This is a genomic window from Myxococcus sp. CA033, from assembly GCF_013336625.1.
GTDB lineage: Bacteria > Myxococcota > Myxococcia > Myxococcales > Myxococcaceae > Myxococcus > Myxococcus llanfairpwllgwyngyllgogerychwyrndrobwllllantysiliogogogochensis.
The window spans coordinates 53,638-76,076 of sequence record NZ_JABUMU010000025.1 but is presented as its reverse complement, the minus strand read 5'-3'; the positions used below and the strand labels follow the sequence as shown (position 1 = coordinate 76,076).

At 68.2% G+C, this 22,439-nt stretch carries 21 protein-coding genes; all 21 read right to left on the bottom strand.

Annotated elements, in window-relative coordinates:
• Positions 1–44: 44 nt before the first annotated feature.
• The 21 genes from HUA78_RS37515 to HUA78_RS37415 all read right to left on the bottom strand — a co-directional run bounded on the left by HUA78_RS37515 (position 45) and on the right by HUA78_RS37415 (position 22,416).
• The gene (locus HUA78_RS37515; protein ID WP_141648422.1) at positions 45–785 is read right to left on the bottom strand and encodes a TlyA family RNA methyltransferase; all 741 of its coding nucleotides are present in this window, start codon (positions 783–785) and stop codon (positions 45–47) included.
• A complete protein-coding gene (locus HUA78_RS37510) occupies positions 782–2,536 on the bottom strand; it encodes a 1-deoxy-D-xylulose-5-phosphate synthase (RefSeq protein WP_174478360.1) in 1,755 nt (584 codons plus the stop codon). Before HUA78_RS37510 ends, HUA78_RS37515 begins: the two co-directional genes overlap by 4 nt.
• A complete protein-coding gene (locus HUA78_RS37505) occupies positions 2,536–3,429 on the bottom strand; it encodes a polyprenyl synthetase family protein (protein ID WP_174478359.1) in 894 nt (297 codons plus the stop codon). The genes HUA78_RS37510 and HUA78_RS37505 overlap by 1 nt, the downstream gene beginning before the upstream one ends.
• Before the next feature lie 29 nt (positions 3,430–3,458).
• Positions 3,459–3,839, bottom strand: coding sequence for a PleD family two-component system response regulator (locus HUA78_RS37500; protein WP_141648425.1), 381 nt, complete (start codon positions 3,837–3,839; stop codon positions 3,459–3,461).
• A 24-nt stretch (positions 3,840–3,863) separates the two neighbouring features.
• Positions 3,864–4,208, bottom strand: a complete 345-nt coding sequence (gene xseB / locus HUA78_RS37495; protein WP_174455842.1) for an exodeoxyribonuclease VII small subunit — start codon at positions 4,206–4,208, stop codon at positions 3,864–3,866.
• A gap of 48 nt (positions 4,209–4,256) precedes the next feature.
• Positions 4,257–5,993 (bottom strand): exodeoxyribonuclease VII large subunit, encoded by a 1,737-nt coding sequence (gene xseA / locus HUA78_RS37490; RefSeq protein ID WP_174478358.1) that lies wholly within the window; start codon positions 5,991–5,993, stop codon positions 4,257–4,259.
• The gene (locus HUA78_RS37485; RefSeq protein WP_174478357.1) at positions 5,990–7,738 is read right to left on the bottom strand and encodes an FHA domain-containing protein; all 1,749 of its coding nucleotides are present in this window, start codon (positions 7,736–7,738) and stop codon (positions 5,990–5,992) included. Before HUA78_RS37485 ends, xseA begins: the two co-directional genes overlap by 4 nt.
• Positions 7,739–7,774: 36 nt before the next feature.
• Positions 7,775–9,754 (bottom strand): FHA domain-containing protein, encoded by a 1,980-nt coding sequence (locus HUA78_RS46885; protein ID WP_371745752.1) that lies wholly within the window; start codon positions 9,752–9,754, stop codon positions 7,775–7,777.
• Positions 9,735–10,625 (bottom strand): type II secretion system F family protein, encoded by an 891-nt coding sequence (locus HUA78_RS37475; RefSeq protein ID WP_141647164.1) that lies wholly within the window; start codon positions 10,623–10,625, stop codon positions 9,735–9,737. The genes HUA78_RS46885 and HUA78_RS37475 overlap by 20 nt, the downstream gene beginning before the upstream one ends.
• A gap of 10 nt (positions 10,626–10,635) precedes the next feature.
• Entirely contained in the window at positions 10,636–11,481 is an 846-nt protein-coding gene (locus HUA78_RS37470; protein WP_141647165.1) for a type II secretion system F family protein, read from the bottom strand.
• Positions 11,482–11,520: 39 nt separating this feature from the next.
• A complete protein-coding gene (gene cpaB, locus HUA78_RS37465; protein WP_141647166.1) occupies positions 11,521–12,336 on the bottom strand; it encodes a Flp pilus assembly protein CpaB in 816 nt (271 codons plus the stop codon).
• 188 nt (positions 12,337–12,524) lie between these two features.
• The gene (locus HUA78_RS37460; RefSeq protein ID WP_174467616.1) at positions 12,525–13,259 is read right to left on the bottom strand and encodes a hypothetical protein; all 735 of its coding nucleotides are present in this window, start codon (positions 13,257–13,259) and stop codon (positions 12,525–12,527) included.
• Between the two features lie 126 nt (positions 13,260–13,385).
• Entirely contained in the window at positions 13,386–14,156 is a 771-nt protein-coding gene (locus HUA78_RS37455) for a hypothetical protein (protein WP_174478356.1), read from the bottom strand.
• Complete coding sequence (locus HUA78_RS37450) at positions 14,153–14,377, bottom strand: hypothetical protein (RefSeq protein ID WP_141647169.1); 225 nt, start codon at positions 14,375–14,377, stop codon at positions 14,153–14,155. The genes HUA78_RS37455 and HUA78_RS37450 overlap by 4 nt, the downstream gene beginning before the upstream one ends.
• The gene (locus tag HUA78_RS37445; RefSeq protein WP_174455846.1) at positions 14,374–15,195 is read right to left on the bottom strand and encodes a hypothetical protein; all 822 of its coding nucleotides are present in this window, start codon (positions 15,193–15,195) and stop codon (positions 14,374–14,376) included. Before HUA78_RS37445 ends, HUA78_RS37450 begins: the two co-directional genes overlap by 4 nt.
• Positions 15,192–15,980: a hypothetical protein gene (locus HUA78_RS37440; RefSeq protein ID WP_246137630.1), complete on the bottom strand. Its 789-nt coding sequence runs from the start codon at positions 15,978–15,980 to the stop codon at positions 15,192–15,194. Before HUA78_RS37440 ends, HUA78_RS37445 begins: the two co-directional genes overlap by 4 nt.
• Complete coding sequence (locus tag HUA78_RS37435; RefSeq protein ID WP_246137631.1) at positions 15,970–17,136, bottom strand: TadE/TadG family type IV pilus assembly protein; 1,167 nt, start codon at positions 17,134–17,136, stop codon at positions 15,970–15,972. The genes HUA78_RS37440 and HUA78_RS37435 overlap by 11 nt, the downstream gene beginning before the upstream one ends.
• A gap of 20 nt (positions 17,137–17,156) precedes the next feature.
• Positions 17,157–19,214: a TadE/TadG family type IV pilus assembly protein gene (locus tag HUA78_RS37430; protein ID WP_174467614.1), complete on the bottom strand. Its 2,058-nt coding sequence runs from the start codon at positions 19,212–19,214 to the stop codon at positions 17,157–17,159.
• A 15-nt stretch (positions 19,215–19,229) separates the two neighbouring features.
• Positions 19,230–20,216 carry a TadE/TadG family type IV pilus assembly protein gene (locus tag HUA78_RS37425; protein ID WP_141647173.1) on the bottom strand — a complete coding sequence of 329 codons (987 nt, stop codon included), beginning with the start codon at positions 20,214–20,216 and terminating at the stop codon, positions 19,230–19,232.
• Positions 20,217–20,311: 95 nt separating this feature from the next.
• Entirely contained in the window at positions 20,312–21,787 is a 1,476-nt protein-coding gene (locus HUA78_RS37420) for a zf-HC2 domain-containing protein (protein ID WP_174463441.1), read from the bottom strand.
• Positions 21,784–22,416, bottom strand: a complete 633-nt coding sequence (locus HUA78_RS37415) for an RNA polymerase sigma factor (protein ID WP_141647175.1) — start codon at positions 22,414–22,416, stop codon at positions 21,784–21,786. The genes HUA78_RS37420 and HUA78_RS37415 overlap by 4 nt, the downstream gene beginning before the upstream one ends.
• Positions 22,417–22,439 lie beyond the last annotated feature (23 nt).

Genomic DNA, 22,439 nt, shown 5'->3' with positions numbered 1-22,439 from the left:
GCGCACACGCTCCGCCCTTCCCATCCGAGCACTCACGGGCGGACTCAGGGCCGCTCGGCGACCAGGAGGGCTTCCACGTTGCCGGCGGGCCCTGGCACAGGGGAGTCCATCAGTCCCCGCACGGTGAGGCCCTGCTCGCGCACGAAGGCCGTCACGGTGTCGATGGCGTCCTGGCGCGCGGCGGCGTCTCGCACCACGCCGCCCTTGCCCACCCGGTCCGGCCCCACCTCGAACTGGGGCTTCACCAGCGCGGCCAGCAGGCCGCCTGGCTCCAGGAAGCGCAGCACCGAGGGCAACACCTGGGTGAGCGAGATGAAGCTGACGTCGATGACGATGACGCCCACCTTCTCCGGCAGGTCCTCGTCCGTCAGGTAGCGCGCGTTGACGCGCTCACGCGAGCGCACCCGGTCATCCTTCCGGAGCTTCTCGTGGAGCTGGCCGTAGCCCACGTCGATGGCGTGGACCCGCACCGCGCCGTGCTGGAGCAGGCAGTCGGTGAAGCCTCCCGTGCTCGCGCCGATGTCGGCGGCCACCTTCCCGCGCACGTCGAGCCCGAAGCGGTCGATGGCCCCCTTCAGCTTCAACCCTCCGCGAGAGACATAGGGAAGCACCTCGCCCTTGAGGCGCAGCTCGGCCTCCACGGGGATGAGGGAACCGGGCTTGTCCACGCGCTGGTCATCCACCACCACCAGCCCGGCGAGGATGAGCGCCTGGGCCTTGGTGCGCGACTCGGCCAGGCCGCGCTCCACCACCAGCACGTCCACCCGCTCCTTGCGAGGCTTCACGGTTCGCTCCTCTCCAGCAGCGACAGGCCTGCCCGCCGAAGTCCCGCCGCGTCCAGCCCGAGCTCCGCGCGCTGCACCCGCGCGTCCCCGTGGGGCATGAAGGTGTCTGGCATGCCCAGCACCCGCACCCGCGCGTGGACACCGCGCTCCGCGTAGAGCTCCAGCACGGCGCTCCCCAGGCCCCCGCGCACCGTCCCCTCCTCCGCCACGACGACAGGTCCGTGGGAGGCGGCTTCCAGCAGCGCGGCCTCGTCCAGCGGCGACAGGGCCCGAGCGTCGAGCACGCTCCACCCAGGCTCATTCCGAGCGGCTTCCAGCGCCGCCAGGCCCAGCGGGCCCAGGGTCACCAGCGTCAGCTCCGGGCGCTCGGCGCGAACGAGCCAGCGCGCTCCCCGCACGGGCGCTTCTTCCACCCGCACTTCGGGAGGCAGCGCGGGCAGTGTGCCCCGAGGAAAGCGGAGGACGGAGGGCCGCGACGATTGGAGCGCGGTGGCGAGCATGGGCGCGAAGTCCTCGCCCACCACGGGCGCCCACAACGCGAGGCCCGGGAGCGGACGGAGCGAGGCCACGTCGTAGGTGCCCTGGTGCGTGGCGCCGTCCGCGCCCACCAGTCCCGCGCGGTCCACCGCGAAGACGACGGGCAGGCCCGGCAGGCACACGTCGTGGATGATCTGGTCATACGCGCGCTGCAGGAACGTGGAGTAGATGCAGCACACGGGGCGAGCCCCCGCGGCGGCGAGTCCCGCGCAGAAGGTGACGGCGTGCTGCTCGGCGATGCCCACGTCGTGTACGCGGTCCGGGAAGCGCGCCTTGAGGGCATTGAGCGCGGAGCCCTCCAACATCGCGGGCGTCACCGCCACGACGCGCGAGTCGCGCGCCATCGCCTCTTCCAGTGCCCACGCGAGCGCCTCGCTGTACGTGCGGTGGCCGCCGCGCGAGCGCACCAGCTTGCCATCGCGCCACTCGTACGGGCCCATGGCGTGGCCCCGCGTCTGCGCGTCCGCCTCCGCGGGAGGGAACCCCTTGCCCTTGAGCGTCAGCGCATGCACGACCACGGGCCGGGACGAAGCACGGGCCTCGCGCAGCGCGTGCACCAGCGCGCCCAGGTCATGGCCATCCACGGGCCCCAGGTACGTGAAGCCCAGGCCCTGGAAGAAGTCGCGCGCGCCCCGGGTGCGCAGCAGCGAGGGAATCGCGCCCACGTTGGCGCTGATGGACATCTGGTTGTCGTTGAGCACGACGACGAGCGGCAGGTGACTGCCTCCCGCGTTGTTGAGGCCCTCGAAAGTCAGCCCTCCGGTCAGGCCCCCATCCCCGAGCACCGCCACCACGTGGCCCCGGTGGCCCAGCATCCTGCGGCCCTCCAGCAGCCCCAGCGCCGCCGACACGGCCGTGCAGGAGTGGCCCGCCAGCAGCGCGTCATGCGGACTCTCGCGAGGGTCCAGGAAGGGCGCCACGCCACCGGCCTGCCGCAGCGTGTGCATGCGCTCGCGCCGCCCGGTGAGCAGCTTGTGCGCGTACGTCTGGTGACCCACGTCGAAGAGAATCGCGTCGGTGGGCGAGTGGAAGACGCGATGGAGCGCGACGATGAGCTCCACGGCGCCCAGGGAGGCCCCCAGGTGGCCGCCCACCTTCCCGCAGATGGAGATGATGTCTTCCCGGAGCTCCTCGCACAGCTGGGGCAGGTCCGCTTCGGGAAGCGCCCGCACATCCGTCGGAGAGGCGATGCGTGCCAGCAACTGCTGCGCCATCAGGACTTCCGCTCCACCACGTAGCGCGCGAGCGCCGCCAGCGGTCCATCCTCGCCTTCGAGCGGACGCACCGCTTCCACCGCCAGGGCCACCTGCTCCTCGGCCATCCGACGAGAGGCGTCCAGCCCCACCACGGCGGGGAACGTGTGGCGCCCCGCCTCCGCGTCAGCGCCCGCCGGCTTGCCGAGCTGCTCGCGCGTGGCCGTCACGTCCAGGACATCGTCGGCGATCTGGAAGGCCAGCCCCACGGCGTCACCATAGAGCTGCGCGCGGACCAGCGCCTCCGCGTCTCCACCGCCCGCCAGCGCGCCCATGCGACACGCCGCGCGGATGAGGGCCCCCGTCTTCAGCCGGTGCATCCGCACCAGGTAGTCCAGGACGGCGGGACGGTCCTCCGCGGTGTCCAGCACCTGTCCACCCACCATGCCCGCAGCGCCCGAGGCCACCGCCAGCTCCCGGCACAGCGCGCCCCGCACGGGCTCCGGCCCGTCGCCGAGCAACACGAAGGCCTCCGTCAAGAGCGCGTCGCCCGCGAGGATGGCCATCGCCTCGCCGTACACCTTGTGGTTGGTGGGCCGGCCGCGGCGAAAGTCGTCGTCATCCATCGCCGGCAGGTCGTCATGCACCAGCGAGTACGTGTGGACGTACTCCAGCGCGCAGGCCGCGTCACCGGACACGGGAGACACCAGGGAAGCGCGCGCCACCGTGTCCGCGAAGGTGAGGCACAGCACGGGCCGCAGCCGCTTGCCGCCCGCGAGCAGCGAGTAGCGCATGGCCTCCACCAGCCGGGGAGGCGCACCAGATGGCGCGAGCCGGTCCGCGCGCTCGAGCAACAGCGATTCCACCCGCGCCTGCTGGGTGCGCAGGAAGGTGTCCAGGTCGAAGTGGGCCAAGCGTCGGTGCTCCTTGCGCTGCTGGAATACTAGGGAGCCGGTGGAGTCACCAGCTCCCGAATGCGCCGGACGAGCTTCTCCGTATCCAGGGGCTTGACGAAGTAGTCCGCGGCGCCGACCTCGCGACCTCGCCGCTTGTCGTCGGAGTCTCCCCGCCCGCTGATGAAGATGATGGGGATGTCCCGGAAGTGCTCGTTCTTCTTCACCGCCTTGCACAGCTCGAAGCCGTCAATCCAGGACATGTTCACGTCCAGGAGGATGGCTTGCGGGCGGTGGAGCTGCAGCGAGGCGATGAGCCGCAGGCCGTTGGCCGCGAGCGTGACCTCGAAGCCCTCGTCCTCGAGGGCCGCCGCGAGCAATTCCCGCGTGTCGCGGTCATCGTCGACGATGGTGATCTTCGGCTTCGACATGCCGGTGTGCGCGTCCCGCACGAACTAGAACGGGACGTCATCCTCGGGGGGAGGTCGGGGGGCAGGCGCCCGGGGGGCCGCCTGGGCGGCGGGACGGGCAGCCACGGACAGCGGCGCCACCACGTCGTTGCCGTCCTCATCCTGGAGCAACTGTTCGATGCGCTGCTCCGCCTCGGTCAGCAGCTTCTCACCCCGGCGTACCAGCCGGATGCCTTCCTCGAACGCCTTGAGAGAGTCCTCCAACGACAGATTGCCGCTCTCCAGCCGGCCCACCGTCTCCTCGAGCCGGGACACGACGTCCCCGTACTGCCCGGGAACCTCGCCCTCCGCCGCCTTGTCCGCCTTGGACGCCTTGTCCGCCTTCGCCACAGCCTTCCACCTCCCCGTTCGGGGCGCGGGACTCTAGAGGGTGGCCCGTTAGCAGTCCACCGGCCCTTTTACCGACGTGACAGTGGCTTCGACTTCTTCACATCCGCCCAGCGTCTTCGCCCCATTCGCCGCGAGTTTTATGCCCAGGCGCTCTCCCACCTCGACATCCGCGGCGGAGCGCACCACCCCGCCGTCTCGCTGACGGAACACCACCGAGTAGCCACGCGACATCACCTTCAGCGGGCTCATCGCGTCCAGTCGCCCTTCCAGACGCTGGAAACGCCTCTGCGCTTCCGCCAGCGTCCCCTGCTGAAGCGCCCGCAGGCGTGCCTGGTGCGCCGCCAGCCGGGCATGCTCTCGCGAGATGAGCGCCGTCGGCGAGGCCCGCTCCAACCCGAGTCGCGCCGTCGCCAGCGTCGCCTGCCGCGTCGCCATGCCCGCGCGCGCCGCCTCCGACAGTCGCATGGCCAGCTTCAGCAGATGTGCCCGCTGCTCGCTCAGCCGGGCCTGGGGCCGCGAGCGCTGCAGGCGCTCCGTCAGCGCGCGCAGCGACTCACGGCGCTCGCGCACGGCGGGCCGCAGCACGCGCATCATCGCTTCCACCTGTTCGGACAGGTGCAGCCGCTGATGGTTGAGCGCCCGCCGCGGATCATCCAGCCGGGAGGCGAGCTGACCCTGTCGCTCGCGCAGCTCCAGCACCCGGCGTTCCATGGCCCGGCGCAGCCGCCCCGCCTGGGTGGCCAGCGACAGCTCCAGGTCCGCGAGCACCGGCGCCAGTCGCTCCGCCGCCGCGCTGGGGGTCGCCGCCCGCCAGTCCGCCACGAAGTCGGAGATGGTGAAGTCAATCTCGTGGCCGATGGCCGACACCACCGGTACCGGCGAGGCGAAGATGGCGCGCGCCACCTCCTCCTCGTTGAAGGTCCAGAGGTCCTCCACCGAGCCACCGCCGCGCGTCACCACGATGACGTCCACGTCGGTGCGAGCCAGTCGGGCAATCGCCCGGGCCACCTCCGGCGCGGAGCCCTCGCCCTGCACGCGCGCGTCCGCCAGGAGCACGCTCAGCCGGGGGTTGCGCGAGTGCAGCACGCGCAAGAAGTCCTGGAGCGCCGCGCCCGTGCGGCTCGTCACCACGCCGATGCGCTGGGGCAGGAACGGCAACGGACGCGGGGGCCTCACGCGGCGGTCGCCGATGAGCCCCTCGGCCGCCAGTCGCGCCTTGAGCTGTTCGAAGGCGAGCGCCAGCGCGCCCTCCCCCACCGGCTCCAGCCGCGAGACGATGAGGCTGTAGCGTCCCTGCGGCTCGTACAGGTCGACGCTGCCCTCGGCCAGCACCTCCATGCCGTCGCGCAGCGCGAAGCGCATCCTCCCCGCCATCGAGGCCCACACCTTGGCGTCGATGGAGGCGACGGAGTCCTTCAGCGAGAAGTACCAATGACCTCGCGCGTTGGCGCCGCGAAAGCCCGTCACCTCACCGCGAACCAGCACACGCGCGAAGCGGGACTCCAACGTCTGTTTGAGCTGACGCGTGAGCTCGGCCACCGAAAGCACCGAGCGCTCGGGCTTGGGCGGCGCGGCGGGCACACCCTCCAACGGCCCCAAGAGCCCCGTGCCGTCCGCGTCCACCGGAGGAGGCGGTGGAGGCGCCTTCCTCGGCAGGGCCACCACGCGCGGCTCCGACGGTGGCGCGGCGGTGGAGGACGCGGGAGTGGCTCCGAACAAGTCCCACTGAGAACCCGACGTGACGGGCGGCGGTGACTCGCCGCCCGCGCCCTTGCGCTTCTTCATCGCGAGAGCTTCTCGACCCAGGACTTCGCCTTGTCGTGGTACTCGTCATCCGGAGGCGTCATGGCCACCACGTCCTTGAACTTGGGCAGCGCGTCCTCGGGGCTGCCGTCCTTCAGGGAGTAGGCCAGGAGGTAGAGCTCCCGCCCCTTCGTCTTCAACTCGCTGATGATGTTCGCCGCGCCCGCGTGGCCCGGGTCGGCCTGCAACGTGCGCCGCGCGAACTCCATGGCGCGGGCCCACTGGCCGGAGGCCTTCGCGGAGCTGGCGCTCTTGTAGAAGATGGTCGCCGCGCGAGTGCCCGCGTTGCGCGCCATCTTGCTGGTGCGCCCATCGGTGATGTCCTTGTCGAGCGACAGCAGCTTCTGCAGCCCCTTCGCCTCCAGGTCCTCCAGGCGCTTGTAGAGCGTGCTGAACTCCGACATCTGCGCGAGCAGCTTCTTGCACTGCGGGTTCTTCGACATGCACGCGTTGAGGATGGCCACGGCGCCGGACATATCGCCGTCGCGGAAGCGCTCGACGGCGGGCTCCCAGGGCTTGGGGGCGGGGCCGGTGGGAATCACCCGGGGCGTGTCGCGAACGGTGATGGCCTGCGCCGCCTGCTCGTTGATGATCTTGGCGTCGCGGTGCTCCGGGAAGGCCTTGAGGACGTCGTCGGTGATGGCCTTGGAGGAGTCCAGCTGGTTGCCATCCAGCGCGGCCCTCGCCTCGCGCGTGCGCTTGTCGGCCAACTCCGACAGCTCCCGCTTCGCCGCGCTGACCTGCTCGTAGAGGAACTGGCTCTCACCGGCCTTGCCCAGCGCCGCGGAGGCCTTGCCCAGCTCGTTCCTGGCGAGCGCGGTGCGCGCCTCCGTGAGGCGCTCCTGGACAGGAATCTCGCGCTCGGCGTGCTGGAGATAGTCCTTCACGCCAGGGTAGTCGGGAGCGGAGGCGGCCAGCTCCTCCAGCTTCGCCTTGGCCTCCACCCACTTGCCTTCGCGCACCAGGTTCTTCGCGTCCTGGAAGATGGTGCTCAGCTCCTTGCGGACGGCGTCCTGCTCGCCCTTGCGGACGAGAATCGCCTCCTGCTCCTTCACCACGCGCATGCGCGCGATGCCCAGGCCGGCGAAGAGCACCACCACCACGCCGCCTGCGAGCAGCTTCAGCCGCATCTTCTTGCGCTGGACCTCGGGGTCGGGCGGCGCCATCGCCGAAGAGCGCGCGCTGCGCACGCGACCGCCCTCCACCCGCGGAGGCGGCCGGGCCGGCGATGATCCCCGGCTCCCGGAACCGGCGGAGGAGGCACTCGACGTCCGCCCCCGCGACGGGGTGGCGACCATCATCGTGGAGTTGACCACGTCCTCGAAGCGCAGCTCCGTGTCGCCCAGGGTGATGACATCGCCGTTGGCCAGGGGCGTCTCCTCGCCAATGGCCTCGCCATTGACGAGCGTCCCGTTGCCGGAGCCCAGGTCGCTCACCATCCAGCCCGCACCCGCCTTGCGCACCATGACGTGCTTGCGCGACACGGAGGTGTCGGGGATGCAGATGGGGTTGTCCGCGGCGCGACCGATGACGTACTCGCCATCCTCCAGCGAGAACTCCTCACCTGACTTGGGCCCCGCGACGCAGATGAGTCGAGGGGTGGCCGCCCCGGGGGCGCGGGCAGCGGAAACAGGAGACGTCCTGCGAGCAGCGGGGCGAGCTCCTGTCCCGCCCGAGGGCGTCCCGGAAGGAGGCCTGCGACGAGCAGGAGGGGAACCGTTCGACATGGCGAATCACCGACTTCCTGAAAAAAGAGCACCAGCTCAGAGCTCGTGCTCGAACGCCTTTTCCTGGGCAAGATTGTGGCAGCGATGCTCGGTGGTAGGGAAGCGTCTGCTCACTTCTTGCAGCGCCGCCCGGGCCTTCCTCGCGCTCCGGAACTGCACACTCCGTTGGAATTCCAGCATGAGCTGAGCGCATTGGTGGTCCAGCTCGGCGGAGACCTGGGACAGCTGGTAGCGGACGTCCTGGTAGAGGTCCGGCTTGGTGTCCAGGGCCTCCAGGGTGAGCCAGGCGAAGCGGAACTGCTGCCAGGCCCGGAAGAGGTTCTCCGCGCCCACGCCCTTGGTGTCGAAGAACCGCCGGCCCGTGGAGGCATACTCCCGCGCCTGTGAGAGCAGCTGCTCGGGGGGAAGCTCCGGCACGGGGATGACCTCCAGCCGCAGGTTCCAGACCCGCCACGTCTCATTTCCGGGAGGGTTGCGAACGTTGTCGAAGACGAAGCTGTTGAGCGCCCCGCGCTTGAGCGTATTGGCGGGGAGGATGTGCTCCAGCTCGCGCTCGGCGGTGGTGGTGGTATCCGGAGGGACCCAGCCGAGGTTCACCCCGTTGAGCGCCAGGGACACCTCCTCCTTGGAGATTCCGCTGGCCTGGTAGTGCAGCAGGGCCACGGCGCGGGTGGGCGCGACGAACTGGAAGTCGAAGGACTTCTGGTCTGTGCGCTCCCAGCGCACGCCCTCGCCCAGGCCGAACGAGTCGGGGACGTTCTCGACGCCCAGGCTCAGGGGCTCCGAACCGGGTCCACCCGCCGCCAGGCCGCCCGGCAGGAAGACGAAGGCCAGCGCACTGCCCGCCAGCCCCAGCACGAAGAGCGTCACCGTGCTCGTCAGGAGCTTGCGGGCCAGCGGCAGCCCTCGCCACCAGAGCAGGAGCCGTCCGCCGCGAGAGCTCGCGAGTTCCCGCCGCTGACGGGCCCGGTCCGCGGCGCTCGGCCCCGTGGGAGCGGGTGCGGGCGAGACCTTCGTCGTGGACTCCGCGGCGAGCGGCGACGTCCCGGGGGCTGGCGCGACGGCCAGGGCCGAGAGGGCGAAGGCCGGGGCTCCTGGAGCGCGGGTCCGAATCGGCCGGGTGGCATCATCCAGGGTCGGCTCGTCCAGGAGGCCCAGGTCGGGGAGCGTGGGTAGCGCCAGCTCCGTGCGCTCTTCTCGCTCCTCGGTCGGAAGCTCGATGAGCCCCGGAGGCATGGCGGTGGCGATGGGTGGCACCCGGAGGGGCAGGGCCACCTCGGTGCGCTCCTCCGGCTGCGAGTCCATGAGCGGAAGGAGGGTCGGAACCACCACGGGGCGCTCGCCGGTGAAGGCCACCTCGGTGCGCTCCTCCGCCAGGGCCTCCATGAACGGAAGGCTGGGGGGCGCCACGGGTGCGACGAGGGGGCGCTTGCCGCTGGGCGGTGGCAGCGCTGGGAACTCATCCGCCAGCACCGGTGGCGGCGGGCGTGGCGCCACGGGCGCGACGAGGGGCCGCTTGCCGCTGGGCGGAGACACCGCTGGCGCGTCCTCGACCAGCACCGGGGCCTGGCGCGGGGCGACGGGCGCGATGAGGGGAACCTCGCCGGTGGGGAGGTACTGCTGATCCAGGCCACCGGGAGGCGGTGGCGCGGGCGCGTTGCGGCGGATGGGACGCGTGGCGTCCTCGTCCCCGTCCGGAGGCACCCAAAGGAAGGTGAACTCCACCGGGCCCACGCCGATGCGGTCTCCGTCACGCAGGAGCTGCTCGCCCAGCAGCCGGCTGCCGTTGAGCGCCGTGCCGTTGGAGCTGCCCATGTCCTGCGTGAAGTACTGCCCGCCGCGCATGACGATGCGGGCGTGCAGCCGGGAGACGCCATGGTCGTGCAGCACCAGGTCGTTCTCCGGCGTGCGACCGATGTTCACCTCGGCCTGCTCGAAGACGAGCTCCCTTCCCTGCTGGAGCCCCTTGGTGATGGAGAGGAGAATCGGCAGAGGACTATCCCCCCGCGAGCTCACCGAAGAAGAACTGGAACACGATGGGCCCGAAGAGCACCATGAACACCGTCGGGAAGATGCAGGCGATGAGCGGGAAGAGCATCTTCACCGGGGCCTCGCCAGCCAGCTTCTCCGCGCGCTGCGTGCGGTCGATGCGCATCTGCGTGGACTGGATGCGCAGCACCTTGCCCAGGCTCGTTCCCATCTTGTCCGCCTGGATGAGCGCCGTGACGAACGTCGTCAGCGACGGCAGGTCCACGCGCACAATCATGCTCTTGAGGCCTTCTTCGCGCGTCTTGCCCATCTTGAGCTGCTTGAGCACCAGCTGCAGCTCCTCGCGAAGCGGACCCGCCTTGCCCTTCTCCACCACCTTGGCCAGCGCGGCGGTGAAGTCCAGACCCGCCTCCACCGACAGCGTCAGGAGGTCCAGGTTGTACGGCAGCGCGCGGCTGATGAGCAGGTGGCGCTTCTTCACCTGGTCGTTCAGCCAGAGCATCGGGTAGTACATCCCGAAGAGCAGGAACAGGAGGGACCAGACCAGGTTCTGCCCGGTGCCGTTCAGGATGAACAGGCCCATCAGCAGGCCCACCACGGCGCTCACCTCCTGCAGCGCCATCATGTCCTCGGGCTTGTAGCCCTGGGGCTCACCGGCCTTGATGAGGTTGCGGCGCGACTTCGCCTCGTAGCTCGGCCAGATGAAGCGGCGGTTCATGGCACCCAGGCGGCGGATGGCCACCGAGCCGAAGCCCTTCATGCCGCCCTGGGACTCGTCGCGCACTTCCGACAGGAAGCGCTCGAAGAGCACCTGGTACAGGCCGATTCCGAGGAAGCCGATGGCTCCCGCGAAGAGCAGCGCGGAGCTGCCGACCAACACTTGCGTCAGGATGTCCACGGAGCACCCCTCAGATATCGATGTTGACGATGCGGCGGATGATGAGGATGCCGAGCACTTCCATGATCGCGATGATCACCACGAGGATCCACCCGAAGAAGTGGTTCATCATGGGCTCCATCAAGTCCGGCCGCATGTAGTTGAGCACCATGCCCAGCACGCCGGGCATGGCCGCCACGATCCACCCCTGCAGCTTGCCCTGCGAGGTGAGGGCGTCGATCTTGCCTTCCAGGCGGAAGCGCTCGCGAATCACGGTGGAGATGGTCTCGAACATCTCCGCCATGTTGCCGCCCAGCTGACGCGCGATGTTGGTGGACACCACGACCAGCTCCAGGTCGTCGCTGCCCACGCGGCGGCCCATGTTGATGAGCGCCTCCTCCAACGGCACACCCAGCTTCACTTCCTTCACGAACAGGCCGAACTCCTGCGACAGCGGCGCCATCGCCTCGCGCGCCACGTGTTCGATGGCCTGCGGGAAGGTGAGACCTGCCTTGAACGCGTTGGCCATCGCCTGCAGCGCGTCCACCAGCTGGACGTTGAACTTCTTGATGCGCCGCTTGCGGTAGTGCTTGACCATCAGCATCGGCAGGAAGAAGCCGAACACCGTGGCCACGACGGCCAGGATGGGGTTGAAGATGATGTAGGTCAGGATGCCCAGCAAGCACATGCACGCGATGTTGAGCACCAACATCTGGCGCGCATCGATGAAGAGGAACATGTCGCTCAAGTCGTTCATCGACTTGGCGACATAGCGCTCCTGGTACTGCTCGTACGCCTTCGAGAGGACGCTGAAGATCACCAGGCTGAAGAAGAAGACAGAGCCTGTGACGAGGAGGAGGACGATTCCGGCAAGCATGGGCGCGCTTCCCTGGGGGTGAGGGCGGCGTGGCGCCGACTACTGGGCGCCAGCGGCGGCGGCTTTCTCGCTGCCGCCCTTGATGATCTGGATGATCTCCCGGCGCTTGGCTTCCAGCACGCGGGTACGCTCACCGGACAGCAGGGTGCTGATGGTGGCGCGGCCGCGCTCCTCGATGAGGTCCACGTCGTCCTCGTTGCGCAAGCTGAGCGTCAGAGCGCCCAGTTCCGCGGCCAGCACGAGGATTTCCGCCTCTTCCGGCAGCACCATCAGCGACACGTTGTTGTAGTCGCGCTGGCCTTCCGGGATGAGGTTGACGTTGGTGGTACCGGTGATCTTTCCGGTCGCCACCACGATGATGTTCTGCAGCAGCGTCACGCCGACGTTCTCGTCGGTCTGCGGGTCGCGGAACGTGCCGATGATGTCCACGTGGTCGTTGGGGCGAATCCAGCCGCCGACGGCGGTGGTGTTCTTCGCCTCGATGGTCATCGCGCGCATCTTCTTCTGCACCTTCGAGGACAGGCGCTCGGCGGCCTTGGTCGTCTCGAACTGGCTCCACAGCAGCGGGTCACCCGCCTGCAGCGCCACGAGGACCTTCTGGTTCACGACGTAGGAGGCCGAGTCCGGACGAACCACCGACGAGGTGACGAACTGCTCCGGCACCGAACGTTGAGAGATCATCTCGAAGGAGATGACGGTGCCTTCGGGGACGTCCTGGGCCGCAACCACCACGGGTACCAGGTTCCAGCCGCGGCGCACGTCCGCTTCCTTCTTCTTGATGGCGGAGTACGCGATGACGCCGGCCAGAAGGCCGAGTACGAGCGCGACGACGAGCGGGGTCTTGCCCTTCAGCATGATTCAGGAACCTCCAAAACGGGGGGGCGCCGTTCGGCGGCGAAGGCGTTCGAGGGTGTAGAAATCTAGAAAGGCGCACCTTGGCGCCGATGGCGCGGGATGTTAGCCGTGCGATACAGCAGGTGTCAAAACCACCTCCCGCGACAGCACCGAATCCCGCGCCATCCCTGTCGAATTCAGCGGTTGCGTCAGAGGCCCGCGAGCGCCTTGCGGTCCTCGTCGGTCAACCCGTTGTATTCGGTGATGCTGTAAATGGCGTCCTGGACGACGTTGGCTTCGTCCTCGTTGTCGATGGTCTTCCCTCTCAGCAGCCGCAGCAGCTCCTGGATGTCCGGGTCCGTGGAGACGGGGCCGAACGCGAAGGTGCCATCCTGCTCGGAGGGGGCCCGCTCCTGGTTGAGGCAGTAGAGGTGGAAGGGCACCACGTAGACCTCTTCCTCGGTGCCACCGTCCGTGCCCGCGTCGATGCCGCCCGGCCCGATGCCCGTGGGAGGGAGGTTGATGAGCACGCGGTCCATCAACATGCCGTTCTGGATTCGGCTGGGCGCCGTGTTCATCATGACGAGGCCCGGCTCGAAGGTCATCAGCACGGGGGCGCCGGTGTTGTTTCGCAGCGGCACGCAGACCAGCACCGCGGGACCCGTGCCCACCGGCGCCACGCCGTTGCCACAGTCCTTGGTGGAGTCATTCGCGCCGTACAGCTCTCCGGCGATCTCCACGCCCGGAGGGAATGCGAAGGTGGTGCCCACGGGAGACCCCGGGTCCTCACCGAAGCCGGGCCGCTGCTTGTTCACCCCCGCATCGAAGGTGATGGGGCCGCCGTCCGTCCCGCCTCCGCCGCCGTCATCGTCGTCACTGCAAGCCAGCACCCCTGCCCCTACCGCCGCCGCGACGACCACCCACTTCCAGGCCGCATGCGCCATTGCGCGCTCCTTGTCCTCGTCGTTGATGCGAAAGCGACCCCTCCGGCCCTGGGCCACCGCGTCATGAGGTGGACCGAGACTGGCTGAGTCCCGGGTCGTCGGCAACACCGGCGTGCACCCGACGTGTCAGGGAGTTGGCGAAGGAGACAGCTGCTCGATGGGCGACGCGGCGGGCTCCCGCATCGGAGGCAGGTCCGGGTTGTAGAGGCCGCGCAGCACCAATTCCCGCGCGCGGTCGTCTTGAAGCAGCGCGGGCTCACCCGCTCGGAGCCCCACCGGGCGGAGGCTGAAGCCGATTCCGTCCGGCGTCACGTGCACCCACAGCGTGTTGGGAATGAGTGGCGAGGGACGCGACTCCTCCGACTCGAGCCACACAATCTGGACGGGCACGGCGCGGAACTCGCGCGTGCGCAGTTGCTCGTTGTTGGGACCGGCCACCACGAGCGCCTTGCGCCAGGATTCCTCATCGGTGGGCGTCTCGCCGTGGGCCTGGAGTTCCTGCACCATCGACAGATGGACCCGCCGAGCCACCCGCAGGAGGGACAGGTTCGTCGCCTCTTCCGAGCGCGTCTCCTTGAGCGAGCGTCCATCCCCCGCCCCGACCGCGCCGACCACGGACAGCAACGCGACGGCCGAGGCCCAGAGCGGCGCGGACGTCCCCCGCACCAGCCCCCAGACGAGGCGCAGTCCGCTCACCACCGCCAACACGGAACCCGCGAGCAGCGTCCAGCGCGGCAGCGGGCCCGAATGGAACGACTGGCCCAGCACCTGGGCGATGTGCCGCCACTCGGGGACCGCGACGTACACGACGCCCCCCGCCATGGCGAGGAACACGGCCGCGTGCAGCAGCCGCAACCCCAGGGGCGACGGCGCCCCCACTTCGCTCCGGGTCGTCACGGGAACGGCAGGTTCAGGACGAAATAAAAGGAGTCGTAGTAGATCTGGTACGAGCGCATGAACAGGTCGATGACGTTCGACTGGACGTCATCCGTCCAGCGGACCTTGACCGACGCGCCGATGACGAGCGCGACGACCAGCACCCAGTTCAGGATGGAGTATTCGACCATCGCCTGCCCACGTCGGGAGGCGCGCAGGCGCTGCGTCTTGGGGAAGCTCATGGGGCGTTCTCCGAATCGGCGGGTTCCTTGGGGGCGTCCATCCCTGGCAGGTCCGGGAAGATGCGGTCAGCGTACTCCAGGCGGACCTTGGGCGCGGAGGGGGGCGGTAGCACCATCCGCGGCTTGGCGTCGATACCGTACTCCGCCACCTCCATCGAATGGGCGATGCCCGGAATCTCCATCTTCGCCAACTGCATCAACGGAATCTCGCGGCTGATCCACATCCGCTTGACGACGGTCTTCTTCATCACCAGCTCCACCGGAACAACTGTCACGGTCCCCGCGAGCGTCATCACCCGCGTCTCCTTGCCGGTGCGCAACACGGGCTTGACCCCCGCCGGCAGGACGACCTTTGCGTCCTCGGGGTCTGGCACCTTGTTGTCCTTCTCCTCCTGGTCCATCGTCTTCAGGACGTGGTCCAGCGCCTCTTGCGAGTACTCCTGGGGACGGTCCGTGGGCCCACCGACGAAGAGCCGGGAGATGGCGTCATAGCGAATCTGCTCGCCCTCGCGAGCAACCAGCATGCGCATCTGCATGAGCGGCGACTTCATGGACGGATGCATGCCCGCCTCCATCTCCACCCACACCGCGTCCCGGCCCTCCTTGTCCTTCTCCTCCCCCACCACCGCCATGCGCCAGTAGTAGATGCGCATCCCGCCCGCGCCGCCGTCGAAGCGGTACGTCACCCAGTCGCCCACGCGCGCGCTGCGAGCGCCCCGGGCCATATGGGACATGACCTCACGCGCCGCGGGGTTCTCCTCCGCGCGCGCGGGCGCGGCCATGAGCATCACCGCGATGACCGCCCACGACGCCCTCATTTCCCCGCTCCCTTCGCCGGCTTCGCCTTCTGCTCCCGCTCCCACGCTTCGCGGCTCTTGCGCACCGCCTCGTCGTTGGGCACCCCGTCCGGACGGTCCGTGCCCACCCACGTCTGCATGACGGACGACATGCCCTCGTCCACCTGGGAGATGGTCGTCATCACCTGCTCGCCCTTGCGCGCGTGCTCCATCGTCAGTTGCGTGCCGCCCCCCAGCTTCGTCACCGTGCTGCGCACCGGCTCGAAGCCCTGGCGCGTCAGCTCCGTGCCCACCCGCTGCTGCACGTCCGACAGGTCCCCCGCAACCAATGAAGTGCGGTTCTGCGAACCACCCGGGTCGTCCCGCGTCGCCAGGTCCTGGCTGTAGAGCGTGCCCTCCAACTTCAGCAGGCCGGACGGAGGAGACTTCGGCGGACGGGTCCACATGTCCCTCAGCGCCGTGAAGCCCACCGTCTTGCCCAGGTGCGTGCGCAACACCACACCTCGCTGCAGGCCCTCGCGGGTGAAGAGGGCGGAGACCACGGCCTCTTCCTCCAGGTCTCCCTCCACCACGGTGGGGTAGCCCTCGTCGCGCCACTTCTGCGCGAAGTACGCGACCACCTTCTTCATGGGGTCGGTCGTCGTGAAGTAGGCGAGCCGGTAGTACTCGCCTCCGATGATGAGGTCGTTGCCGATGCGCGTGTGGATGGTGCCCGGATACACGGGCACCTCCTGCTCGGCGAGCGCGGGCCACACGGCCAGGAGCGCGAAACCGAGCAGGAGCCGGCGGGCCACCTTATTGCTCACAGCGAATCTTGTTGTCCTGCTCATCCTTGTTCGTCGCCTCTTGGGTGGCGTCCGGATCCGACGGGTCGTCGGCCATGGCCTTCTTGCACCCCATGAAGTGCGGGCCACGCGCCAGGAACAGCTTGATGTAGTTGCTGTCGCCGTAGGTCATCTCGTCGCGGAACGGAGCCGTGTCGAAACAGTCCGGGCGGTCGTGGTCGAGCAGGCCCCGCATCGCATGCAGGCCGCTGCTGGCCGGGCCGTCATAGCCTGTCAGACCGTTGCAGTCCCCCTTCTGCTGGGGATCGATACCGTAGTTTCGCGCGACGACATAGGTGCCGAAGAAGTTCGGCAGGATGCTCCCCAGGAAGTCGAGCACGCCGCCGACGGCTCCATCCAGGGCCTTCGTCAGGCCGAGGAACACCATCCGCTCCACCTGGGCATGCATGCCGTGAGGGTCGCTTCCCCCTCGGTGGTTGCCTGCCCGCCGGTCCCGGACGATGGCGTCGCCGCCGTCCGGCATGTGCCAGCCGTTGGCGTACATCGAGAACTTCGAGCGCATGGGGAGACTCGACAGGTCATGGCCTCCGGTGGTGTCCGACTTGAAGAAGCCTCCAGGACCGGAGTTCTCGTCGAGGTAGCTGCGGGGGATGATGACGTTGTCGAAGTTCATCGTGACTTCGGACTCCACCCATCCCTTGTTGTTGAAGCCCCAGCCGTTCAGCACCGCGCCAGCGCCGCGGTTGAGCATGTTGATCACCCCGCTGCCCAGGCTGCCGCCCTCGCCCGTGCTGCCGGGATTGCCCAGCATCCCGGACTCGAGGAAGGGAATCTCCTTGTTGGTGATGGTTCCCTGCACCGAGCTGTAGCGCGCGATGAACGATCCCGCGGGCCCGTTGGGCTCCACCGAGTCCATGTCCTTGAAGCGCTCGATGAGCTCCTTGTGCGCCTCCTGCCGCGCATCCTCGAACGCGGCATCGTGGTCGGCCTTGGCGAAGTCGGAGAGCGTGTAGCTGGTCATCTCCCAGACGGCGTAGTGGGCCATCTCCTGGAGCTTCAGCTTCGCCCGGACCAACTCCGTCAGGTACATGCTGAACATCAGGATCATGACGAGGAGCGGCACGGAGAGAGCGAACTCCACCGTGGCGGCTCCGCGTCGGAAACTCTTTCGAGACATGAGAGTTTTCATCGCGGTCCTCAGTGCGTCATGACCTTCGGGGCAAAGCCCTGGAGCGCGCCAGGCAGCGCGTCCAGCATGGACCCGACCACCGGGAGCTGATTGCGGCCCTGGTACACGGACGCCAGGCGCGGGCGCCAGTACGGGTTGAAGAAGTTGGGCTGCTCGGTCCAGTTGCCCGGCCGGTGGTAGTAGCTCTGGCCACGGGAGATGACGTTGAGGCCCTCGGTGAGGCTGAGGAACTTCTTGCGGTTGTTCAGCATCTCCAGGCCCTCTGAGTCCGGCGTGAAGGTGAACTTCACCTTGCCCTCGTCGTTCAACAGCGCGGGAGCGTTCGTACCCGTGCCATCCGTGTTGGCCTTGTTCACGACGTCTTCTGGCGACTTGTTCAGCGCCACCCACGCGGAGGGCTGGTTGAAGTCCATCGTGCGCTTGGCCAGCTCGCCCTTGTCTGACTTCGCCATCGGATTGCAGGTTTTTCCAGCGTACTGACCGGGCTCGAAGTGCATGAACGGCGTGACGCCACCCCAGGGGTGATTGCCGTCCTGGGCCGGACGCACGTTCGCGGTGTAGACGTCCACATTGAACCAGCAGACCACCAGCTTGAGGACGCAGACCTTCTCGGTGTGGATGCCCACGTCCCGCTCGACGCCTCTCGGTGGCGTGTGGTTGCGCCACTGCTCCGTGTTCCGCGGGTAGTGTACGCGCCAGTGGACGCCGCCCTTGACGCTGCCGGTGTCCTTGTCGTTCAGCGCCCAGACGCTGGGCTTCGTCATTTCCTTGAAGGGGAGCTTGGTGCGCGAGTTGTCGCCCTTCCCCTTCCGGTTGTCGCCAAAGCAGCGCGTATACGGGTCCGAGTTGTTGCACGACAGGGGGTTGTCCGCCTTGCCCACGCCCACGTCGACCTCCGCGGGCCCCAGCTTCAGCCAGTACAGGTCGTCGGCGCCCATGTTGTCGCCCTGCGCCGTCATGCCCCAGGGGTTCAGGTTGTCGTTCCAATCCCGGATGTAGTTGCGCGAGTTGATGGTGTTCCGCGCGGTGGGGAACGTCGCGGACAACATGCGCGTCTGCCCCATCTTCTGGAACTCCATGATGCCCGGAGCATTCACACCGTTGTTCAACATGTCGCGCAGGAAGCCGAGCGCATTCGGCAGCGGCAGGACGTCGCCGATCCGGCGCGAAGTGATGAAGCGCTCGGGGCAGGAGCCGCCCTCGCGGTCACACGAGTAACGGGTCGCATTGGTGATGCCGCCCATGGACCGCTTGGCGCGGGCGATTTCGTCATTGCGCGCGTACTTCGTCACGTCCAGCGCGCCGAAGGGGTTCTTCCACGTGCCCGGGTTCAGCGGCTTGCCGCCGGAGTGCTCGTTGTGCGCCTGACTGAAGAGGCACTCACTGTAGAAGCCCGTCGCCAGCTGGCTGGCCATCGAGTTGAGGTTCTTGTCGTTCGAGTCCAGCACGCCCTGCGCGGTCTGCACCACGTGCGTGGAGGCGGACATCATCACCGCCTGGGACATGAAATACATGGCCCCGTTGAGCACCCGATGCGCCGGAATCATGTACTTCCCCAACCATCTATCGGGGTTGGCCGCCTTCAGGACTTGCTGGAACGGCTTGAGGAAGATGTTCTTGTACGCCGTGATGATCTTGTTGATCGCCTTGATGACCTGCCCCACGTACGGGACCACCTCGAGGATGGGACAGAGGACGATCCAAAGTTTCTTCCGCTTGCCGGCACATGGGTTGAGCGTCTTCATGAACCCGAAGAGGTCCGTGAAGAACGCCTCGGCCGAGTAGATGAGCGAGATGAGCGAGTGCCACATCATCGCCGACACGTATTGTGAGACCTGCGTGCGGTTGGCGTACGCGTAGAAGTTGAACGCGCGCGCCTCCATGGCGGCCATGGAGTAGGCGGCGGCGTCGGCGGTGTTCTGCAGGCGCACGCGCTCATGCACGGTGTGGCCGATGTTCACGGTGGTCAGCACCGCGATGGACATCACCAACACCATCAATGCGGCCAGGACGAGGGCCTGGCCCTCCTGGCGCTGGAAGCTCTTTCGGAGGATTCGAGTGAACATGGTGCGTGAGTCCTCTTACATGCCCCAGTCGGGGTTGAGGTGCATGATCCACTTGCGGTGGAAGTTGGACTGCATGCGCATGGTGTACGTCGCCGACAGGGGCATGAAGTAGCGCTTGCCCACGAGGCTGGAGACGAGCGGGATGCTGCCGGTGGCCAGCCCCCAGAGCACCCACATCTCGGCGGGGTACAGGGAGTTGTAGCCCTGCTCATGGTCAATCCCCTTGGCCATCGCGGCCAGCGGCGTGAGGTTGCCGCCATCCGACATCATGTTGGACTTGGGAACGAGGGTGGCCCGGTCAATGGCTCCTCGCAGCGCCACCTGCGCGTTGGACGCGTACCATGCGGTGAAGATGATCCAGTTCGCGAACGGGATCTTCATCTCGTAGAAGTAGCGCAGGCGGATGGTGAGCCGCGTCGCCTTGCGGTACACGAGCTCGGAGTCATCCGGCTCCGGCAGGTTGAAGAACTTGCGGATGTTGTTCTCCAGCGACGGCACCTCCGGGAAGCTGTCCGAGCCGTCGAAGTCGAGCTCCTGCCAGTTGAAGCCGGTGCGCAGCTTCCAGATGGTGTTGATGGGCGTGAAGTACGCCGGGTTGATGGTGTCCACCCGGATGAGGCCGAACAGGTTCGAGCCGTTCACCGTCCGAGGCACCACGCCGCCGCCGAAGTTCAGCGTGCGCATCGCGGAGTCGTAGATCTGATGGATGGCGAAGGTCTTCGCCAGGTTGCCGATGTCATCGGTCCGGCCCAACGTGGGCAGCAACGCGACGATGGCCGCGTCATGCATGCGCTCGTTGTTGCCGTTCCACACGATGCCGGCACGCGCCGCTTGATACGCGGCGTACTCGGTCATCAGCTTGGCGTGCTGAATCAACGTGAGCTGGATGATTCCCAGCGTCATGAACACAGCGAGCGGCATGATCATCGCCGCTTCGACCATGGCCTGCCCGGATTGCCGGCCAGCCGCCCCCCGCGGCCGCGAGTCCTGTTCCATTCCCATGGTGCCATTATCTCGATCAGCGCCCCTGAGACGCATCGGTCAAATGGCCAGCTTCAACCGTCCCGCTCTCCCATTTATTGAAAAATCGCGGGCGGTTACGGCGCCGGCTGGGCGTCACTCGTCGGTGTTTCAACCGATTCAGCCTCATGGCTCAATCGGCGACGCGCCGCCTGGGCCGCGCTGGAACCAGGAGCTTCCGTCAAAACCTGATTACACGCCGCCAGCCCCTCGCGTCGACGCCCCAGGGCCAGCTCCGCGTCACACAGCCGGTTGAGCAGTCCCGCACGCTCGGTTCCAGATGCCCCGGCGGCCAGGGCGAGTCTCAACAGCCTCGCCTCCTGGCTCCTGTCCCCTGCCCGGTTCGCGGACTGGGCCTGGCGGGAGAGTTCCGCCACGGAGGAACCCGACGTCTTATCCTCGGCCTCGGAGCGCCCCACCGCCGCGGGGGTGACCGGAGCGGGGCGCGGCATCGGGGCTTCGGGGACGGCATCCGCCTTCCTCGTCGCCTTCATCGGGGACTTCGCCCGGGAGGCTGAAGCGCGCTCCAGCTCCAACTGCTCTCGCGCATCGGACGGCTGCTGGGCCACGCCTCCACGGCTCTCGTTGGCGGAGGATGGCGCGGGGGCGCTGACCACGGTGCCCTGCGCCAGGGGCTCGGTGACGGCCTCCAGGGCGGGCGCCCCCGGGCCTTCGTCCCATGCGCCGTCCTTGGCCAGGTCATCCGCACTGGGCTTGTTCGCCTCCTTTTTCGCGTACGGGCCCCCCAGCCGCAGCCCATCCCTGGGAGGGCTGCTGGATGCAACGGCCTGAGCCGGAGCGGCTTCCGCCAGGGCCTCCTCATCGAGGTTCGACACCTCTCGCTGGGACTTCTCGGCGGGGGCGGTCTTCGAGCGGCTCTGCTTGCCCCCGAACGACTCCGCGCCCTTGACCTTCGCCTTCAGCTCATCGGCACGGCCTCGGCCCCCCACGTCGCCTCCGCTCCCCGCCAGCGCCCAGCCTTCCGCGCGCTGAACCTCCGCGCTTCGCGTCTTCGCCGCGTCCTTGGGGGCATACGCGGCATCATCGTCACGCATCTCCGGAGGAGGTGGCGGAGCCTCCGCGGCGGCGGCCGGAGCCGGCGCGGCGGAGGGCTCGGCGCTTCGTGCCGAAGCGGACGGTACGGGTGCGGCCTTCTTGCTCGGCATCACTTCGGCTGCCGCGAGATTGGCCTGGGTCAGCTCCGGGGACTGCGCGGAGAACGTGAGGATTCCCAGCGTGCTCACCGAGGCGAGCCCGACAACGGGAAGCAGCCAGCGGCGCCAGCGCGACGGCTTGGGCGCGGGCCCCGCGCTGGCCCTGCGCGCGGACTGCTGCGCATACGCCAGCAGCGACTCCAGCCCCGCGTCGGGCGCGCTCTCCTCGGAGAGATGGCCCATGGTGACTCGCACGCCACGAATGTCGTCCAGGGCCTGGGTGCAGCGGGCGCATCCCTGAAGGTGCGACTCCACCACCTGGGCATCCGGGGCGGGCAGCTCGCCATAGGCGAAGTCGAGGAGCCGGTCCTCGTGCGCATGGAGGTTCTGCGGCTTCATCCCACCACCGTCCTTCCGTCCTCGGCGAGATCGCCATCCACGCCCAGCTCCGCCAGTCGGCGACGCAAGCCGTCGAGCGCGTAGCGCATCCGGCTCTTCACCGTGTTCTCCGAGACGCCCGTCACGTCGGCGATTTCCTTGAACGGGATGCCGCTGTACTCGCGGAGGATGAACACCTCACGCTGTTCTTCTGGCAGGGAGGCCAGGGCGCGCTCCAGCAGCGGACGCAGCCGGGCGTTGTACGCGCCCCGCTCCGGACTGGCGCCGGAGTCCGGCAGCGCATCCGCCAGCGCGCGGCCTTCCTCGCCGTCCACGCCACTCACCGGAGACTCCAGGGACGCGGCCTGGCGGTAGCTCTCTTTGCGCGCGCTGTCCACACAGAGGTTCCTCGCGATGGTGTAGACCCAGGTCGTGAACCGGGCCTTCGCCTGATATTCGCCGGCGCTGCGTACCACCTTCAGCCATGTCTCCTGCAGCACGTCCTCCGCCCGTGCCCGTTGCCCGACGAAGCGAAGGATGAAGTTGAACACCGGTGTCCGGTGCCTTCGCACCAACGCCTCGAACGCGCGAGCGTCCCCCGCCTGGAAGGCGAGCATCAATCGCTCGTCTGAGGTCTCCGGTCCCAACACTCCCCCATCGCTCGTGGAGCCAC

Bases quoted from the DNA above. Each gene is read 5' to 3' on its own strand.
- HUA78_RS37510 (WP_174478360.1), bottom strand. From the start codon at position 2,536: ATGGCGCAGCAGTTGCTGGCACGCATCGCCTCTCCGACGGATGTGCGG.
- HUA78_RS37500 (WP_141648425.1), bottom strand. From the start codon at position 3,839: ATGTCGAAGCCGAAGATCACCATCGTCGACGATGACCGCGACACGCGG.
- xseA (WP_174478358.1), bottom strand. From the start codon at position 5,993: ATGAAGAAGCGCAAGGGCGCGGGCGGCGAGTCACCGCCGCCCGTCACG.
- HUA78_RS37485 (WP_174478357.1), bottom strand. From the start codon at position 7,738: ATGTCGAACGGTTCCCCTCCTGCTCGTCGCAGGCCTCCTTCCGGGACG.
- HUA78_RS37470 (WP_141647165.1), bottom strand. From the start codon at position 11,481: ATGCTTGCCGGAATCGTCCTCCTCCTCGTCACAGGCTCTGTCTTCTTC.
- cpaB (WP_141647166.1), bottom strand. From the start codon at position 12,336: ATGCTGAAGGGCAAGACCCCGCTCGTCGTCGCGCTCGTACTCGGCCTT.
- HUA78_RS37460 (WP_174467616.1), bottom strand. From the start codon at position 13,259: ATGGCGCATGCGGCCTGGAAGTGGGTGGTCGTCGCGGCGGCGGTAGGG.
- HUA78_RS37450 (WP_141647169.1), bottom strand. From the start codon at position 14,377: ATGAGCTTCCCCAAGACGCAGCGCCTGCGCGCCTCCCGACGTGGGCAG.
- HUA78_RS37445 (WP_174455846.1), bottom strand. From the start codon at position 15,195: ATGAGGGCGTCGTGGGCGGTCATCGCGGTGATGCTCATGGCCGCGCCC.
- HUA78_RS37435 (WP_246137631.1), bottom strand. From the start codon at position 17,136: ATGTCTCGAAAGAGTTTCCGACGCGGAGCCGCCACGGTGGAGTTCGCT.
- HUA78_RS37430 (WP_174467614.1), bottom strand. From the start codon at position 19,214: ATGTTCACTCGAATCCTCCGAAAGAGCTTCCAGCGCCAGGAGGGCCAG.
- HUA78_RS37425 (WP_141647173.1), bottom strand. From the start codon at position 20,216: ATGGGAATGGAACAGGACTCGCGGCCGCGGGGGGCGGCTGGCCGGCAA.
- HUA78_RS37420 (WP_174463441.1), bottom strand. From the start codon at position 21,787: ATGAAGCCGCAGAACCTCCATGCGCACGAGGACCGGCTCCTCGACTTC.